Annotated in this window: 13 protein-coding genes; 1 reads left to right on the top strand and 12 read right to left on the bottom strand. The window is 72.8% G+C overall.

The window, feature by feature from the left end; genetic code table 11:
* Positions 1-6: 6 nt before the first annotated feature.
* From HL663_RS09725 to HL663_RS09690, 8 genes are all read right to left on the bottom strand, one after another.
* Complete coding sequence (locus HL663_RS09725; RefSeq protein ID WP_173028202.1) at positions 7-1,392, bottom strand: glutamine synthetase family protein; 1,386 nt, start codon at positions 1,390-1,392, stop codon at positions 7-9.
* 14 nt (positions 1,393-1,406) lie between these two features.
* Positions 1,407-2,129, bottom strand: coding sequence for a FadR/GntR family transcriptional regulator (locus HL663_RS09720; RefSeq protein WP_173028201.1), 723 nt, complete (start codon positions 2,127-2,129; stop codon positions 1,407-1,409).
* 83 nt (positions 2,130-2,212) lie between these two features.
* Entirely contained in the window at positions 2,213-4,678 is a 2,466-nt protein-coding gene (locus HL663_RS09715; protein ID WP_173028200.1) for a GcvT family protein, read from the bottom strand.
* Positions 4,675-5,574 carry a phosphotransferase gene (locus tag HL663_RS09710; RefSeq protein ID WP_173028199.1) on the bottom strand — a complete coding sequence of 300 codons (900 nt, stop codon included), beginning with the start codon at positions 5,572-5,574 and terminating at the stop codon, positions 4,675-4,677. Before HL663_RS09710 ends, HL663_RS09715 begins: the two co-directional genes overlap by 4 nt.
* 11 nt (positions 5,575-5,585) lie before the next feature.
* Positions 5,586-7,241 (bottom strand): amino acid permease, encoded by a 1,656-nt coding sequence (locus tag HL663_RS09705; protein ID WP_173028198.1) that lies wholly within the window; start codon positions 7,239-7,241, stop codon positions 5,586-5,588.
* A 123-nt stretch (positions 7,242-7,364) separates the two neighbouring features.
* Positions 7,365-8,459, bottom strand: a complete 1,095-nt coding sequence (locus tag HL663_RS09700; RefSeq protein ID WP_173028197.1) for a branched-chain amino acid aminotransferase — start codon at positions 8,457-8,459, stop codon at positions 7,365-7,367.
* Between the two features lie 59 nt (positions 8,460-8,518).
* Positions 8,519-9,589, bottom strand: a complete 1,071-nt coding sequence (locus HL663_RS09695; protein ID WP_173028196.1) for a 3-isopropylmalate dehydrogenase — start codon at positions 9,587-9,589, stop codon at positions 8,519-8,521.
* Positions 9,590-9,694: 105 nt separating this feature from the next.
* Positions 9,695-9,790, bottom strand: a complete 96-nt coding sequence (locus tag HL663_RS09690; protein WP_173028195.1) for a 3-isopropylmalate dehydrogenase — start codon at positions 9,788-9,790, stop codon at positions 9,695-9,697.
* Between the two features lie 426 nt (positions 9,791-10,216).
* Here HL663_RS09690 and HL663_RS09685 point away from each other — a divergent pair, with 426 nt between their 5' ends.
* Positions 10,217-10,732, top strand: coding sequence for a DUF3995 domain-containing protein (locus HL663_RS09685; protein WP_173028194.1), 516 nt, complete (start codon positions 10,217-10,219; stop codon positions 10,730-10,732).
* On the opposite strand, the gene serA is transcribed toward HL663_RS09685, so the two are convergent.
* The 4 genes from serA to ilvN form a co-directional block, all read right to left on the bottom strand.
* Positions 10,719-12,305 (bottom strand): phosphoglycerate dehydrogenase, encoded by a 1,587-nt coding sequence (gene serA, locus HL663_RS09680; protein WP_173028193.1) that lies wholly within the window; start codon positions 12,303-12,305, stop codon positions 10,719-10,721. The two genes, HL663_RS09685 and serA, sit on opposite strands and share 14 nt — an antisense overlap.
* 145 nt (positions 12,306-12,450) lie before the next feature.
* Positions 12,451-12,915 (bottom strand): DedA family protein, encoded by a 465-nt coding sequence (locus tag HL663_RS09675; RefSeq protein WP_173028192.1) that lies wholly within the window; start codon positions 12,913-12,915, stop codon positions 12,451-12,453.
* Between the two features lie 85 nt (positions 12,916-13,000).
* Positions 13,001-14,032 (bottom strand): ketol-acid reductoisomerase, encoded by a 1,032-nt coding sequence (ilvC, locus tag HL663_RS09670; protein WP_173028191.1) that lies wholly within the window; start codon positions 14,030-14,032, stop codon positions 13,001-13,003.
* Between the two features lie 61 nt (positions 14,033-14,093).
* Positions 14,094-14,606, bottom strand: a complete 513-nt coding sequence (ilvN, locus tag HL663_RS09665) for an acetolactate synthase small subunit (protein WP_173028190.1) — start codon at positions 14,604-14,606, stop codon at positions 14,094-14,096.
* Positions 14,607-14,608 lie beyond the last annotated feature (2 nt).

Here is a 14,608-nt window from a genome sequence, read left to right as displayed (position 1 = left end):
GGGTCCTCACAGCCTCTCGAATCCGCGGACCCGCTCCCAGTCGGTCACGGCCGCGGTGAACGCGGTGATCTCGACGTCGGCGGCGTTGACGTAGTGGTCGACGACCTCGTCGCCGAACGCGGCGCGGGCGACCGCGCTGCCGGCGAGCAGGTCCCGAGCCTCCGCGAGGGTCTTCGGGACGTGGTCGTAGTCGCCCGTGTAGGCGTTCCCCTCGCAGACCGGGGGGAGCTCGAGGCCCTCGCGGATGCCGTGCAGGCCACCGGCCATCATCGCGGCCACCGTGAGGTAGGGGTTGACGTCGCCACCGGGCACGCGGTTCTCGACGCGCAGGCCGGCGCCGTGCCCGACGACGCGCAGGGCGCACGTGCGGTTGTCGGTGCCCCACGCGACCGCGGTCGGGGCGAACGAACCGGCCGCGAAGCGCTTGTAGGAGTTGATGTTCGGCGCGTAGAAGTACGTCAGCTCGCGCATCGTCGCGAGCAGGCCGGCGAGGAAGTGGTCGAAGAGCTCCGAGCGCCCGCCCTCGCGCTCGTCGTCGGCGAAGACGATCTCACCGTCGGCGCCGCGCAGCGACAGGTGGACGTGGCAGGAGTTGCCCTCGCGCTCGTCGTACTTCGCCATGAAGGTCAGCGACTGGCCGTGGCGGGCCGCGATCTCCTTGGCCCCGGTCTTGTAGACGCTGTGGTTGTCGCAGGTGCGCAGCACGTCGTCGAAGAGGAAGCCGACCTCGTGCTGGCCGAGGTTGCACTCCCCCTTGGCCGACTCGACGGTCATCCCGGCGCGGTACATCTCGTTGCGGATCTCGCGCAGCACCGGCTCCACCTTGCTGCCGCCGAGGATCGAGTAGTCGACGTTGTAGCGGTTGGCGCCCGTCAGGCCCTGGTAGCGGCGGTCCCACGCGCTCTCGTAGGAGTCCTCGAAGAGGATGAACTCGAGCTCGGTGCCGGCGAAGGCGCCCCAGCCGCTCTCCTGCGCCGCCGCCACCTGCTGCTTGAGGATGGTCCGCGGCGACTGGGCGACCTCGCCGGAGCCGTCCAGCCAGGACAGGTCGCACTGCACGGTGACCGACCCGGGGTGCGCCGGCGTGCGGCGCAGCGTCGAGAGGTCCAGGTCGAAGAGCATGTCGCCGTAGCCACGCTCCCACGAGGAGATCGCGTAGCCGTCGACCGTGTTCATGTCGACGTCGACCGCGAGGAGGTAGTTGCACCCCTCGGTGCCCGCGTCGAGCACGTGCTCGAGGAAGAAGGCGGCGTGGAGCCGCTTGCCCTGCAGCCGTCCCTGCATGTCGGTGAACGCGACGATCACCGTGTCGACGGTGCCGTCGGCGACGTCGCTGCGCAGCTGCTCGAGGGTCAGCTGCGGGGGTCCGCCGCGGTGGGTCGGGGTCGTCATGGTCGTCCTCCCGGTCATCCGATGAGCCCCCGCAGGAGTGCGGAGGTGGCGTCGCAGTGTTCTTCCATGGCGGTCCGCGCGTCGTCGGCCGCCCCGGTCAGGATCGCATCGACGACCGCCTGGTGCTGGTCGTGCGAGTGCTGGATGTTCTTGCGGAGCACGGGGATCGCCCCGAGCATCTCGCCGAGCGCCGCCTGCGCGCGGGTGACGGCCTCGATGAGCATGGGAGACCCGGACACGGTGGCCACCGCGAGGTGGAGCCGGCTGTCGGCGAGCCGGTGGGCGCCCGGGTCGGCCGCCTCCGTGGTCTCGCGCAGGCACGTCGAGAGCCAGGTCCGCTGGTCCCCGGAGAGGTCGCGCGTGGCCGCGAGCCAGGCGGCGCCCGGCTCGACGACCCGGCGGAAGTCGAGCGCGTCGAGGAGCGTCGCGCCGCGCCGCACCGGGCCGGCGCTGCCCGGGGCGGGGACCGTGTAGGTGACGACCGAGCCGCCGCCGCGGCCGCGCCGCGTCGTCACGAGGCCGGCGTCGCGCAGCGCCGCGATCGCGTCGCGCAGGGTGCCGCGCGCGACCCCCATCCGCTCGGCGAGCTCCCGCTCGGGCGGCAGCTGGTCACCGTCGAAGAAGACCCCGAGCCGGATGGCCGTCGCGAGCTGCTCGACCGTGGTCTCGAACGGGTTGCCGGGGGTCTGGCGCAGGATGGCCGACGGCAGGTGCGTGACGACGGCGGGGTCACCCATGCCGCTCCTCCCGTCCTCGTCGGTCGCACCGGCGACGCCGCCGGCAAAGGTCCCCTTTCGGACCTTTCGTGGCGTCGAGTCTGTCACGGCGCCACCGTCCGCGCCGCCCGTGGGTCGAGGGGCGGACGCCGCGAGACGGTCAGGGGCAGCCGCTCCCCCGCGAGGTCGACCTCCCACCGCCCGGAGCCGAGCCACCCGTCGGCCGCCGTGCCACCCGTCCGGTCACCGACGAGGGCGAGCCCGACCGCCGCGCCGACGGTGGCTCCCCACGCCGCGCTCGTCACCTGCCCGACCGGCTCGCCGTCGCGCAGGACCAGCTCGCCGCCCCAGAGCCACGCCGTGGGCTCGCCGCAGACGACGGAGACGACCCGTCGGGCCGCCCCGCGCCGCCGGCGCTCCTCCAGCGCCGCCCGCCCGAGGAAGTCCGAGCCCTCCCGCAGGTCGCAGGCGAAGAGCAGGCCCGCCTCGAGCGGCGTCACCTCGGGGGTCAGCTCGCGCCCGAAGGCGCGGTACCCCTTCTCGAGGCGCAGCGCCTCGATGGCCGAGTAGCCCGCGGGCACGGCGCCGAGGTCGGCGCCCGCCTCGAGCAGCGCGTCGTGGACGACGGCGGCCTGCTCGGTCGGGACGTACAGCTCCCACCCGAGCTCGCCGACGTACGTCATGCGGGTGGCGCGCACCATCGCCCGCCCGAGCGGCAGCACGCGGGAGGTGCCGAAGGGGTGGGCGGTGTCGTCGAGCGGCTCGGGGGTCAGCCGCGCGAGCAGCTCGCGCGAGCGGGGCCCCATCACCCCGAGGACGGCGTACGCGCTCGTGACGTCGACGACGGTCGGGTGGCCGACGCGGTGGCGGCGCAGCCGGTCGAGGTCGCGCTCGGTCGTCGCGGCGCTCGAGACGACGAGGAACTCCTCGGGTCCGGTGCGGGTGACGGTCACGTCCGCCTGGTACGCCGCCCGCTCGTCGAGCATGCCGGTGTAGACGGTGCGGCCGACCGGCACGTCGACGTCCGCCGTGCACGTCCACTGCAGGGTGGCCAGCGCGTCCGGGCCGCTCACGAGGTACTTGCTGAACGACGTCTGGTCGAAGACGGCCACCGCCGACCGCGTGGCGCGCTGCTCGGCGTCGCACCAGTCCGCCCAGGACGGGCGCTCCCACGAGTACTCCAGCCGGGGCTCCTCGCCGGTCGGTGCGAAGACGAGCGGCCGTTCCCAGCCGTTGCGGGTGCCGAAGACGGCGCCCAGCGCGGCGACGCGGTCGTGAACCGGCGAGCACCGTTGCGGCCGACCGGAGGTCAGCTCGCGGTTGGGCCACGGCACGGCGTAGTGCAGGCCGAGCACCTCGACGACCCGCGAGCGCAGCCACGTCGGGTTGGCGGCCACCGACGGGAAGCGGCGCAGGTCGACCGCGAGCAGGTCGGAGGTCGCCTCCCCCGCGACGACCCACTCGGCCAGCGCCCGGCCGGCTCCCCCCGCCGACGCGATGCCGACCGAGTTGAACCCGGCGGCCACGAAGAAGCCGTCGCACGCCGGCGCCTCGCCGAGGATGAACTGGTTGTCCGGGGTGAAGGACTCGGGGCCGTTGTAGAACTTGCGGATGCCCGTCTCGGCGAGCACCGGCATCCGGTGGACCGCGCTGTCCATGAGCACCGAGAAGTGCTCCCAGTCCTCCTCGAGCAGCTGGAACTCGAACGGGTACGGGATGTCCTGGGGCGCGACCCAGGGCTTGGCCTCCGGCTCGAAGCCACCGACGAGCAGGCCCCCGACCTCCTCCTTGACGTAGGTGTAGCCGTCCGGGTCGCGCAGCACCGGCAGGTCGCGGTGCACGCCGTCGACCTGCCCCGTGACGACGTAGAAGTGCTCGGCCGAGTGCAGCGGCACCCCGACCCCGGCCATCGCCCCGATGAGGGGCGCCCACTGCCCCGCGGCGTTGACGACGACCTCGCACTCGACCTCGCCCCGGTCGGTGACGACGCCCGTGACGCGGCGCCGGTCCCCGCGCTGCTCGAGGGCGAGCCCGGTGACCCGCACCCGCTCCCGGATGCGCACGCCGAGCTGCCGCGCCCCGCGGGCCAGCGCCTGCGTGAGGTCGGCGGGGTCGGCCCGGCCGTCGCCCGGCAGCCAGATGGCCCCGACGAGGTCGTCGGTGCGCAGCAGCGGGTAGCGCTCGGCGGCCTGCGCGGGGGTCAGCAGCTCGCAGTCCAGGTCGTACGCAGCGGCGTTGGCGACGGTGCGCTGCAGCTGCACCATCCGCTCGGGGGTGCGGGCGACGGTGAGACCGCCGCAGACCCGGTAGCCGGTCGAGAGCCCGGTCTCGGCCTCGAGCCGGCCGTAGAGCTCGGTCGAGTACTGCACGAGGCGCGTGGCGGCCTCGCTCGCGCGCAGCTGCCCGACGAGCCCCGCCGCGTGCCAGGTCGTCCCGCACGACAGGGTGCCCTGCTCGAGGACGAGGACGTCGGTCTCGCCGAGGTGGGCGAGGTGGTAGGCCACCGACGCGCCGATGACTCCCCCGCCGATGACGACCACCCGTGCGCGAGTGGGCAGCCCGTCGCTCATCGCCCCACCGCCCCGGCCAGCAGCGGCTCCCAGCGCGGTCCGCCCGCCAGCTCGCGCGCAGCCTCCAGCTTCTCGTCCGCCCACGCCCGGAAGTCGAACTCGATCTCGCCCCGGCCGTGCTGGATGACGCCCCAGAGCGTCCACCCGTAGCGGGCGAGGAAGCCCCACAGCTCGGCCCGCGCCGCGTCGACGGGGTCGCGCCGCCCGTGGTAGACGGCGCACAGCTCGGCGAGGGCCTCGGGCCCGAGGCCGACCTCGGCCGCGGCGTTGCCCAGCTCGAAGGACGGCTCGTTCATCCCGGAGTACTCGTAGTCGATGATGCGCAGGTCCCCTCCGTCGTCGAGGACGTTGGCGGCGAGCAGGTCGTTGTGGCACGGGACGAGCGGCTCGGGCCGCCGGGCGAGCGCCGCCTCGGCCCGCAGCGCCTCGTCCTCGAGGTCCTGGTAGCCGGGCGGCAGGGCGAACCCGTGCTCGTCGACGACGCGGCGGTACTCCCGGCGCAGCGCCGTCATGTCGAAGCGGCCGACGAAGCCCGGCGCGGTGTGCAGCCGCCGCAGGGCGGTGGCGAGCCGGGGCAGGTTGGCCGCGACGTCCGCGTCGCCCCAGGTGCGGCCGGGCAGGAACGCGACGACGAGGATGCCGCGCCCGCCGAGGTAGTCGACGACCGGCGCCCCGACCCCGGTGGCCGACGCCGCGAGGGTGTTGACGAACTCGGCGTGGCGGTCGACGCCGAGCAGGCCGGTGCCGGGGTCCGAGAGGCGCACGACGACGTCGAGGCCGGAGCCGGTGCGCACGTGCAGGTTGGTGTTGGTCAGCCCGCCGGGCAGGCGCGTCACGTGGCGCGCCTGCCCGGCGAGGACGGGGATCCCGTCGAGGACCTCGTCGTGCCCGGTCACGGTGGGCCCGGTCACTTCAGCGGGTCGCCGGGCTTCCAGTCGTGCTCCGCCCCACCGTGGGCGGTCTTGCCGTGGTGCTCCAGCGCGATCTCGTCGGCGCCGCTCGTCCCGGCCGGGAGGTCGACGGTCGTCTTCGGACCGGTGAACCACTTCTTGGCCGACAGGTGCCACCCGATCCACAGGGCGACCAGCGTGCCGCCGGTGAGGATCGGTGCGTAGTTGACGAACTTCCAGCTGAACTCGTCGTTGAGCGGGTTCGCGGCCGGCGTGAACGGGAGGACGAAGTACACCGACACCACGGCGATCTCCGCGACCGCGAGCGGGGCCATCCACCGCCACTTCCTGCCGAGGTTCCACCGGCCCTGCTTGAAGGAGTCACCGGCCTTCCAGCGCAGGTAGATCGGGATGGCGAAGGCGAGGTAGAGACCGATGACGGCCACGGACACGACGGCGTAGAAGGCCACCGGGACGGGCGCCCCGTTGATGTCGACCTCGACGAGCGCCGGGAGGGTGATGATGGCGGCGACCACGGACGAGACGAGGACGGCGTTGGCCGGCACCTTGCGACTGTTGAGCCGCGCCCACCGGGACGCACCCGGCACCGCGCCGTCACGGCTGAAGGCGAACAGCATGCGGCTGGTCGACGTCATGCAGGCGGTGGTGCAGAAGAACTGGCCGATGCTCGCGATGAGCAGGACGGTGCCCGCCCAGCCCGACGACAACGCCTGGTTGAAGATCAGCGCCACGCCGCCACCGCCGTCGGTCACCGCCTGCGGGTCCTGGACGGCGAAGAGGAAGGACAGCAGGAGGATCCAGCCGCCGATGGCCGAGTAGAAGATCGAGCGCCAGATGCCCTTGGCCGCACCGTCGGCCGCGCCCTGGGTCTCCTCGGACAGGTGGGCCGAGGCGTCGTACCCGGTGATCGTGTACTGGGTGAGCAGGAAGCCGAGCGGCAGGACGTAGAACCAGAACCCGAAGCCGTCGGTGTCACCGCCGGCGAGACCGCCGCTGTTGTTGACCCGCATCGTGAAGACGTCCGAGATGCTCATGTGCTTGTCGGGCAGGAACACGAGGATGAGGATGACCGCCGCGGCGCCGGCGACGTGCCACCAGACGGAGACGTTGTTGAGCATCGCGAGCAGGTGCCCGCCGAAGATGTTGACGAGCGCGGTGAGGACGAGGACCACGAGGAACATCCAGAAGACGCGCTGGAGGCTGTAGCCCGCGGCCCACGACTCGCTCATCGTGCTGAACGACAGGTCGAAGAACGTCGCCGCGCCGTAGGCGACCGAGGCGTCGACGGCGAGCAGTCCGATGAGGTTGAGCCAGCCGGTGTAGTAGCCGGCCTTGGCACCGCCCAGCTTGGCCGCCCACCAGTAGATGCCACCGGACGTCGGGTACGCCGAGACGAGCTCCGACATGCACAGGCCGATGACGAGGATGAACGCCGAGATGATCGGCCATCCGATCGAGATGGCGATCGGACCGCCGTTGTTCCAGGCCTGGCCGAAGGTCGTGAAGCACCCGGCGAGGATGGAGATGATGGAGAAGGAGATCGCGAAGTTGGAGAAGCCGGACCACGAGCGGTTCAGCTCCTGCTTGTAACCCAGCTCGGCGAGGAGGGCCTCGTCGTCCGAGTGTCCTTCGGTCGTCCGGGAAACGCTCACGTGCACCTCTTGGTGTGCAGAAGCGGACCACGCGGGTCCGGGGCGGATCGAGTGGTGCACAGACAACACCCGCCGCTCCGGCGGTGTCAATGGTCCGTTCAGGAACCATTGATTCCGGACACGTCAGGCCAGGCGGGTCAGCCAGCCCCGGGTGTCCTCCGCGCGCCCGTACTGGACGTCGAGCAGGGCCTGGCGGATCGAGCGCGTGACCTCGCCGCCCTCGTCACCCGCGGTCGACGGCGCTTCGCCACCGTCCCAGCAGAGCTCACCCACCGGGGTGATGACCGCGGCTGTGCCACAGGCGAACACCTCGCGGATGTGGCCGTCGCGCACGCCGTCCTTCCACTCCTGGATCTCGATGCGACGCTCCTCCGGCGCGAGCCCGAGGTCCTTGGCGAGCTCGAGGATGGAGCTGCGCGTGACCCCCTCGAGGATCGTGCCGGTGAGCTCCGGGGTGAGCAGCCGCCCGTCGTCGGTCACGAGGAAGAGGTTCATCCCGCCGAGCTCCTCGATGTACGTGTGCGTCGCGGAGTCGAGGAAGACCGCCTGGTCGCACCCGTGCTCGATGCCCTCGAGCTGGCCGGCGAGCGAGGAGGCGTAGTTGCCACCGGTCTTCGCGGCGCCGGTGCCGCCGACGCCCGCCCGGGCGTAGCTCTCGGAGATCCACAGCCGCACGGGCTTCAGGCCCCGCGGGAAGTACGCACCGGCCGGCGAGGCGATGACCGAGTAGGTCACCTCGTTCGCCGGGCGCACCCCGAGGAAGGCCTCGCTCGCGTAGAGGAAGGGGCGCAGGTACAGGCTCGTCTCGCCGGTGCCGAAGGCCGGGACCCACGCCTCGTCGACCTCGACGAGGGCGCGCAGCGAGGCGAGGAAGTCGTCGGTCGGCAGCTCGGGCAGCGCCAGCCGCCGGGCGCTGCGCTGCATCCGCTCGGCGTTGGCCTCGGGGCGGAAGGACCACACGGAACCGTCCTCGTGCCGGTAGGCCTTGAGGCCCTCGAAGACCTCCTGCGCGTAGTGCAGCACCGCGGCGCTCGGCATGATCGTGATCGGGCCGTAGGGGTGGATGCGGCCGCTGTGCCATCCCCCGTCGCGCGACCACGTGGCGCTGGCCATGTGGTCGGTGAAGTACACGCCGAAGCCGGGGTTCGCGAGGATCTCGGCACGACGCTCGTCGCTCGCGGGGTCCGGGCGGCGCTCGAGGTCGAAGGTCAGGCTCATGGGGACGGAAGGTCCTTTCCTCGGGAAGCGACGGTGCTCCCGAGAGGCTAGCCGGTCGGTCAGAGGCGCGCCGCGATGGCGTCGCCCACGGCGCTCGTCGAGCGGGCGGCGGTGCCCCGCTCGGCGAGGTCGGCGGCGACGGCCCGCTCGACGCGGGCGGCGGCGTCCGCGAGCCCGACGTGCGCGAGGAGCATCGCGACCGAGAGCACCGTGGCGGTGGGGTCGGCCTTGCCCTGGCCGGCGATGTCGGGGGCCGAGCCGTGCACCGGCTCGAACATGCTCGGGAAACGGCCCTCGGGGTTGATGTTGCCACTGGCCGCGAGGCCGATGCCGCCGGCGATGGCCGCGGCGATGTCGGTGATGATGTCGCCGAAGAGGTTGTCGGTGACGACGACGTCGAAGCGGCCGGGGTCGGTCGCGAGGAAGATCGTCGCCGCGTCGACGTGCTGGTAGGCGGTCTCGACGTCGGGGAACTCCGCACCGACCTCCTCGACCGTGCGCCGCCACAGGTGGCCGGCGTGGGTGAGGACGTTGTGCTTGTGCACCAGCGTCAGGTGCCGGCGCGGGCGGGCCGCGGCGCGGGCGAAGGCGTCGCGGACGACACGCTCCACACCGAACCGGGTGTTGACGCTCACCTCGGTCGCGATCTCGTGCGGGGTGCCGACGCGCAGGGCGCCGCCGTTGCCCGTGTACGGGCCCTCGGTGCCCTCGCGGACGACGACGAAGTCGATGCCGTCCGGCGCGACGCGCTCGACGGCGAGCGGGCTCTCGACGCCGGGGTAGAGCTTGGCCGGTCGCAGGTTGACGTAGTGCTCGAGGGCGAACCGCAGGGGCAGGAGCACCCCGCGCTCGAGGACCCCGCTCGGCACGCCGGGGTCGCCGATCGCGCCGAGGAGGATGGCGTCGTGCCCCTTGACCTCCTCGAGGACCGAGTCCGGGAGGGTCTCGCCGGTCGCGTGCCAGCGCCGGGCGCCGAGGTCGTACTCGGTCGTCGTGACCTTCGGCCCGTCGGCGCCGACGGCCGCCTCGAGCACCTTGAGCCCCTCGGCGACGACCTCCGGGCCGATCCCGTCACCGGCGATGACGGCGAGGTCGAGGGAGGTCGGGGCGGTCGTGGCGGCGTCGCTCATGGGTTCCAGCCTAGGGAGAAGGGTCCGGGATGCGGACGGCCGTCCCATCCCGTGGAAGGGAGGGACGGCCGTGGGGTCACGCCGCCGGTGGGCGGCGGCGGGTGCTCAGTCGTTGCTGTGGCCCTGGTCGCGCAGGTCCATCGACTCCTGCAGGGCCTGGCGCGCCAAGGTGGCCTCGTCGAACGTCGTCTCGGTGTTCATGGTGCTCTCGCTTCCGCGGCCGGGGCCGCTCGGGGTTCGTGGTGGGTGGTCCTGTGCTCGAGCCGGGGATGGTCCGGCGAGCGGTCAGCGACGTCGCGGGGTCTCCGCGGCGAGGGTGCTGACTAGAGGACCTCGCCGCGGCGGGGAATGAGGAGTACGCGCCGCGCCATGCCTCCACGGTAGGAGGGCGTCCTACTACCTGTCAGACGCATCCCACGATGCGGACCGCGTGACGCACGAGATGCGCGTCACATCGCTGGCCGACTGACGGAATCCGTCGCCCGGGCTCCCCCGGACCGGGGCGATCCGCGTCGGCCGTGACGGATCGAGTGTGTCCGGACCCCGGGTTCCCACGGCCCCCGGTCCGGGTGGGCCCCGGGTCCTCCCCCATCCCGCAGCCCCCGCGGCGTCCGTAGCGTCGGGGTCGTGCCGTCCCGCCGCCCCACCTCGCCCTGGCTCCTCGTCGCCGCCGCCCTCGGGACGGCCCACGCCCTCGCGAGCCTCGCCTGGGCGGCCGGCTCCCCCGTCCTCGCCTCGACGCTCGGCGAGTGGGCGCGGTCCTGGCGGGCCGAGTCGCCGGTGGCCGCGGGCCTGGCCCTGGCGACGATCGGGCTGGGCAAGCTCGCCGCCGCCTGGGTGCCCGTGCTCGCCGCCCGTCGCGGGGGCCCGCGCCACGGCCTGCGCCTCGTGGCCTGGCTCGTCGCCGGCGCGCTGGTGGCCTACGGCGTCGCGAACGTCGTCGCGGCGAACCTCGCCCTGACCGGCGCGCTCGGCCCGGTCGAGGACCTCGCCGCGGTGCGGGGCCACGCGTGGCTGTGGGACCCGCTCTTCCTCGCGTGGGGCCTGGCGCTCGGCGCCGGGCTGCGCGGCGCACGACGGCGGCGGCCCGCCCCCGAGGGGACGGACCGCCGCCGTGGGGTGCCGGAGCTCAGCCGAGGTTGACCACGCGCACGGTGTCGGCGCCGATCTCGCGGCCGATGGCGGCGACGACCTCGTCCGGGATCTCGCGGTCCACGGTCAGCGCGACCATCGCGGTGCCGTCCGCGTCGTGCGGCGAGACCTGCATCGCGGCGATGTTGACGTCGGAGTCGCCGAGCAGGCGGCCGATCGAGCCGATGACGCCCGGCCGGTCGACGTAGGAGAAGAACGCGAGGTGCCGGCTCAGCGGGACCTCGAGCTCGTAGCCGTGGACGCCGGTGACCTTCTGCACGAGCTTCGGGCCGGTGAGCGTGCCCGCGACCGAGACGACCGTGCCGTCGGCGAGCGTGCCGCGCAGCGTCGTGACGTTGCGGTAGTCCTCGCTGCTGGAGTCGGTGACCAGGCGCGACTCGAGGCCGCGCTCCTTGGCGAGCAGCGGGGCGTTGACGTACGTCACCGGGTCCTCGGTGATGTCGGTGAACAGGCCCTTGAGCGCCGAGAGCTCCCAGATCGAGACGTCGTGCTGGGTGATCTCGCCGCGGACCTCGACGTCGAGCTGCACCGGCACCGAGCCGGCGATGGCCGTGAAGACGCGGCCGAGCTTCTCGACGAGGTCGATGCCCGGGCGGACCTCCTCGGCGACCGCGCCGCCGGAGACGTTGACCGCGTCCGGGACGAGGTCGCCGCCGAGCGCCAGGCGCACCGACTTCGCGACCGCGACGCCGGCCTTCTCCTGGGCCTCCTCGGTCGAGGCGCCGAGGTGCGGCGTGACGACGACCGACTCGAAGGCGAACAGCGGGCTGTCGGTGCACGGCTCGGACGCGAAGACGTCGAGGCCGGCGCCGGCCACGCGACCGTCGGCGATCGCCTCGGCGAGGGCGGACTCGTCGAGCACGCCACCGCGGGCGGCGTTGATGATCCGCACGGTCGGCTTGACCTTGGCGAGCGCCTCCTTGCCGATGAGGCCGAGCGTCTCGGGGGTCTTCGGGAGGTGGATGGTGATGAAGTCGGACTCGGCGAGCAGCTCGTCGAGGGTCACGAGGCGGGCCCCGAGCTGGCCGGCGCGCTGCACCGACACGTAGGGGTCGTAGGCGAGCAGCTCGACACCGAAGCCCTTGAGCCGCTCGGCGACGAGCTGGCCGATGCGGCCGAAGCCGACGATGCCGACCTTCTTCTCGAGCAGCTCGACGCCGCCGTACTTGCTGCGCTTCCACGCGCCGTTCTTCAGCGCCTCGTTGGCCGGCGCGATGTTGCGGGCGCAGGCGAGGAGCAGGCCGACGGCGAGCTCGGCGGCGGAGGTGATGTTGGAGGTCGGCGCGTTGACGACCATGACGCCGGCCTTCGTGGCGGCGTCGACGTCGACGTTGTCGAGACCGACCCCGGCGCGCGCGACGACCTTGAGGTTCTTCGCGGCGGCGAGCGCCTCGGCGTCGACCTTGGTCGCGGACCGGATGAGGATCGCGTCGACGTCGGCGATGGCCGGCAGGAGCTGGGAGCGGTCCGCGCCGTCGGTGTGGCGCACCTCGAAGTCGGGTCCGAGGGCGTCGATGGTCGCGGGCGAGAGCTCCTCGGCGATGAGGACGACGGGCTTGGTCACGTGAAAGGTCCCTTGCGTGCGGTGGGTGGTCGGGGGTCCGCCGATGCGGTGACTGCCGTCCGGCACGCCGCTGTGCCGGGACCTCCATCGTAGGTCGACGCCAGCATGTGGACACCGATGACCACGATGTGATCGTGGTCGCCTCTCAGGAACGGGCGGCGGCGCGGCGCACCCGGTGGGCCCCCAGGACGACGGCGACCACGAGCCCCGCCGCGACGAGCAGCCACCACCAGGGCAGGCGGCCGAGCGCGGCGTCGACGACGGCCATCCCCACGGTCGTGTAGACGAGCGCCCAGAGCAGCGCGCCGAGGACGACGGCGGGCAGGAAGCGCCGCAGCGGCATCCGGAGCATCCCGCTCGAGGCGTTGATGGCGCTCTGCAGGCCGACGGTGAGGAAGCCGAGGGTCACCGCCGGCGGGCCGACGCGGCGCACGAAGCGCTCGGCGCGCGCGACGGCCGGGCGCTCGAGGTGGTGGGCCCAGCGGGTGCGCCCTCCCCCGGCGCGCACGCCGCGGCCGACCCAGTACGTCGCGGTGCCGCGGGCCGTGGCCCCGGCCCAGAACGCGACGAGGACGACCCAGAAGGGCCACCCGTCGACGAGGTCACGCACCCGGCCAGCCTAGGTGGAGGTCGAGGGACGAGAACATGCCGTGCCCCCCGGGGGTGGCACGGCATGTTCTCGTCGGTCGTCGGGGTCAGCGCGCGGCGGAGCCCTCGACGTAGTCGCTGTCGCGGTCGGTGTCGACCCACGCCATCAGCTGGCGCAGCTCGCGGCCGGTGGCCTCGATCGGGTGCGCCGCGCCCTTGGCGCGCAGGTCCTTGAACTCCGGTGCGCCGGCGTCCTGGTCGTCGATGAAGCGCTTGGCGAAGTTGCCGTTGCGGATGTCGTCGAGGACGGCCTTCATGTTGTCCTTGACGCGGGGGTCGATGACCCGCGGGCCCGAGACGTAGTCGCCGTACTCGGCGGTGTCGGAGACCGACCAGCGCTGCTTGGCGATGCCGCCCTCGATCATGAGGTCGACGATGAGCTTGAGCTCGTGGAGGCACTCGAAGTAGGCGACCTCGGGCTGGTAGCCCGCCTCGACGAGGGTCTCGAAGCCGTACATGACGAGCTGCGAGGCGCCACCGCAGAGGACGGCCTGCTCACCGAACAGGTCGGTCTCGGTTTCCTCCGTGAACGTCGTCCGGATGCCGCCGGCGCGCAGGCCGCCGATCGCCTTGCCGTAGGACTTCGCGAGGTCCCAGGCCGAGCCCGAGGCGTCCTGCTCGACGGCGAGGAGCACCGGCACGCCACGGCCGTCGACGAACTCGCGGCGCACGATGTGGCCGGGACCCTTCGGGGCGACCATGAGCACGTCGGAGCCGGCCGGCGGCTGGATGTACCCGAAGCGGATGTTGAAGCCGTGCCCGAAGAGCAGCGCGGCGCCCTCCTGGAGGTTCGGCTCGATCTCGGCGGCGTACAGGCCGCGCTGCACCTGGTCCGGCGTGAGGATGACGACGAGGTCGGCCTCGCGGACCGCCTCGGCGACCGTGGTGACGGTCAGGCCCTCGGCCTCGGCCTTGGCGCGGCTCTTGGAGCCCTCGGCGAGGCCGACGCGCACGTCGACGCCGGAGTCGCGCAGGTTGAGGGCGTGGGCGTGGCCCTGGCTGCCGTAGCCGATGACCGCGACCTTGCGGCCCTGGATCACCGACAGGTCGGCGTCGTCGTCGTAGAACATCTCGGCCATCGGAACAGGCCTCTCCTTCGGGTCGGGTGTGCTGCTGGATGGGACTCTAGGTGGGTGCGGCTCAGGCGCTGCGGAGCGCCCGGTCCGTGATCGAGCGCGGACCGCGGCCGATCGCGACCATCCCCGACTGCACGAGCTCCCGGACCCCGAAGGGCTCGAGGACCTCGAGCAGCGCGTGGAGCTTCTCGGTGGTGCCGGTCGCCTCGATGGTCAGCGACTCCGTCGCGACGTCGACGACCTTGGCCCGGAACATCTGGACCATCTCGAGGACCTGGCTGCGCGTCGCCGCGTCGGCCCGGACCTTGATGAGCATGACCTGCCGCTGGACGGCGGAACCGGGCTCGAGCTCGACGACCTTGAGCACCTCGACGAGCTTGTTGAGCTGCTTGGTCACCTGCTCGAGCGGGAGCTCCTCGACGTCGACGACGACGGTCATCCGCGAGACCTCGGCGTGCTCGGTCTCGCCGACGGCGAGGCTGTCGATGTTGAAGCCGCGGCGCGAGAACAGCGCGGCGATGCGCGCGAGGACGCCGGGCTTGTTCTCGACGAGGACGGACAGCGTGTGCTTGCTCATGG

The organism is Arthrobacter sp. NEB 688, assembly GCF_013201035.1.
Lineage (GTDB): Bacteria > Actinomycetota > Actinomycetes > Actinomycetales > Dermatophilaceae > Phycicoccus.
This window is presented reverse-complemented; position numbering and strand designations above follow the sequence as displayed.

Coding starts and splice junctions, on each gene's coding strand:
- ilvN (WP_173028190.1), bottom strand. CDS start 14,606: ATGAGCAAGCACACGCTGTCCGTCCTCGTCGAGAACAAGCCCGGCGTC.
- HL663_RS09690 (WP_173028195.1), bottom strand. CDS start 9,790: ATGAACACCGAGACGACGTTCGACGAGGCCACCTTGGCGCGCCAGGCC.
- HL663_RS09700 (WP_173028197.1), bottom strand. CDS start 8,459: ATGAGCCTGACCTTCGACCTCGAGCGCCGCCCGGACCCCGCGAGCGAC.
- HL663_RS09720 (WP_173028201.1), bottom strand. CDS start 2,129: ATGGGTGACCCCGCCGTCGTCACGCACCTGCCGTCGGCCATCCTGCGC.
- HL663_RS09725 (WP_173028202.1), bottom strand. CDS start 1,392: ATGACGACCCCGACCCACCGCGGCGGACCCCCGCAGCTGACCCTCGAG.
- HL663_RS09695 (WP_173028196.1), bottom strand. CDS start 9,589: ATGAGCGACGCCGCCACGACCGCCCCGACCTCCCTCGACCTCGCCGTC.
- HL663_RS09715 (WP_173028200.1), bottom strand. CDS start 4,678: ATGAGCGACGGGCTGCCCACTCGCGCACGGGTGGTCGTCATCGGCGGG.
- ilvC (WP_173028191.1), bottom strand. CDS start 14,032: ATGGCCGAGATGTTCTACGACGACGACGCCGACCTGTCGGTGATCCAG.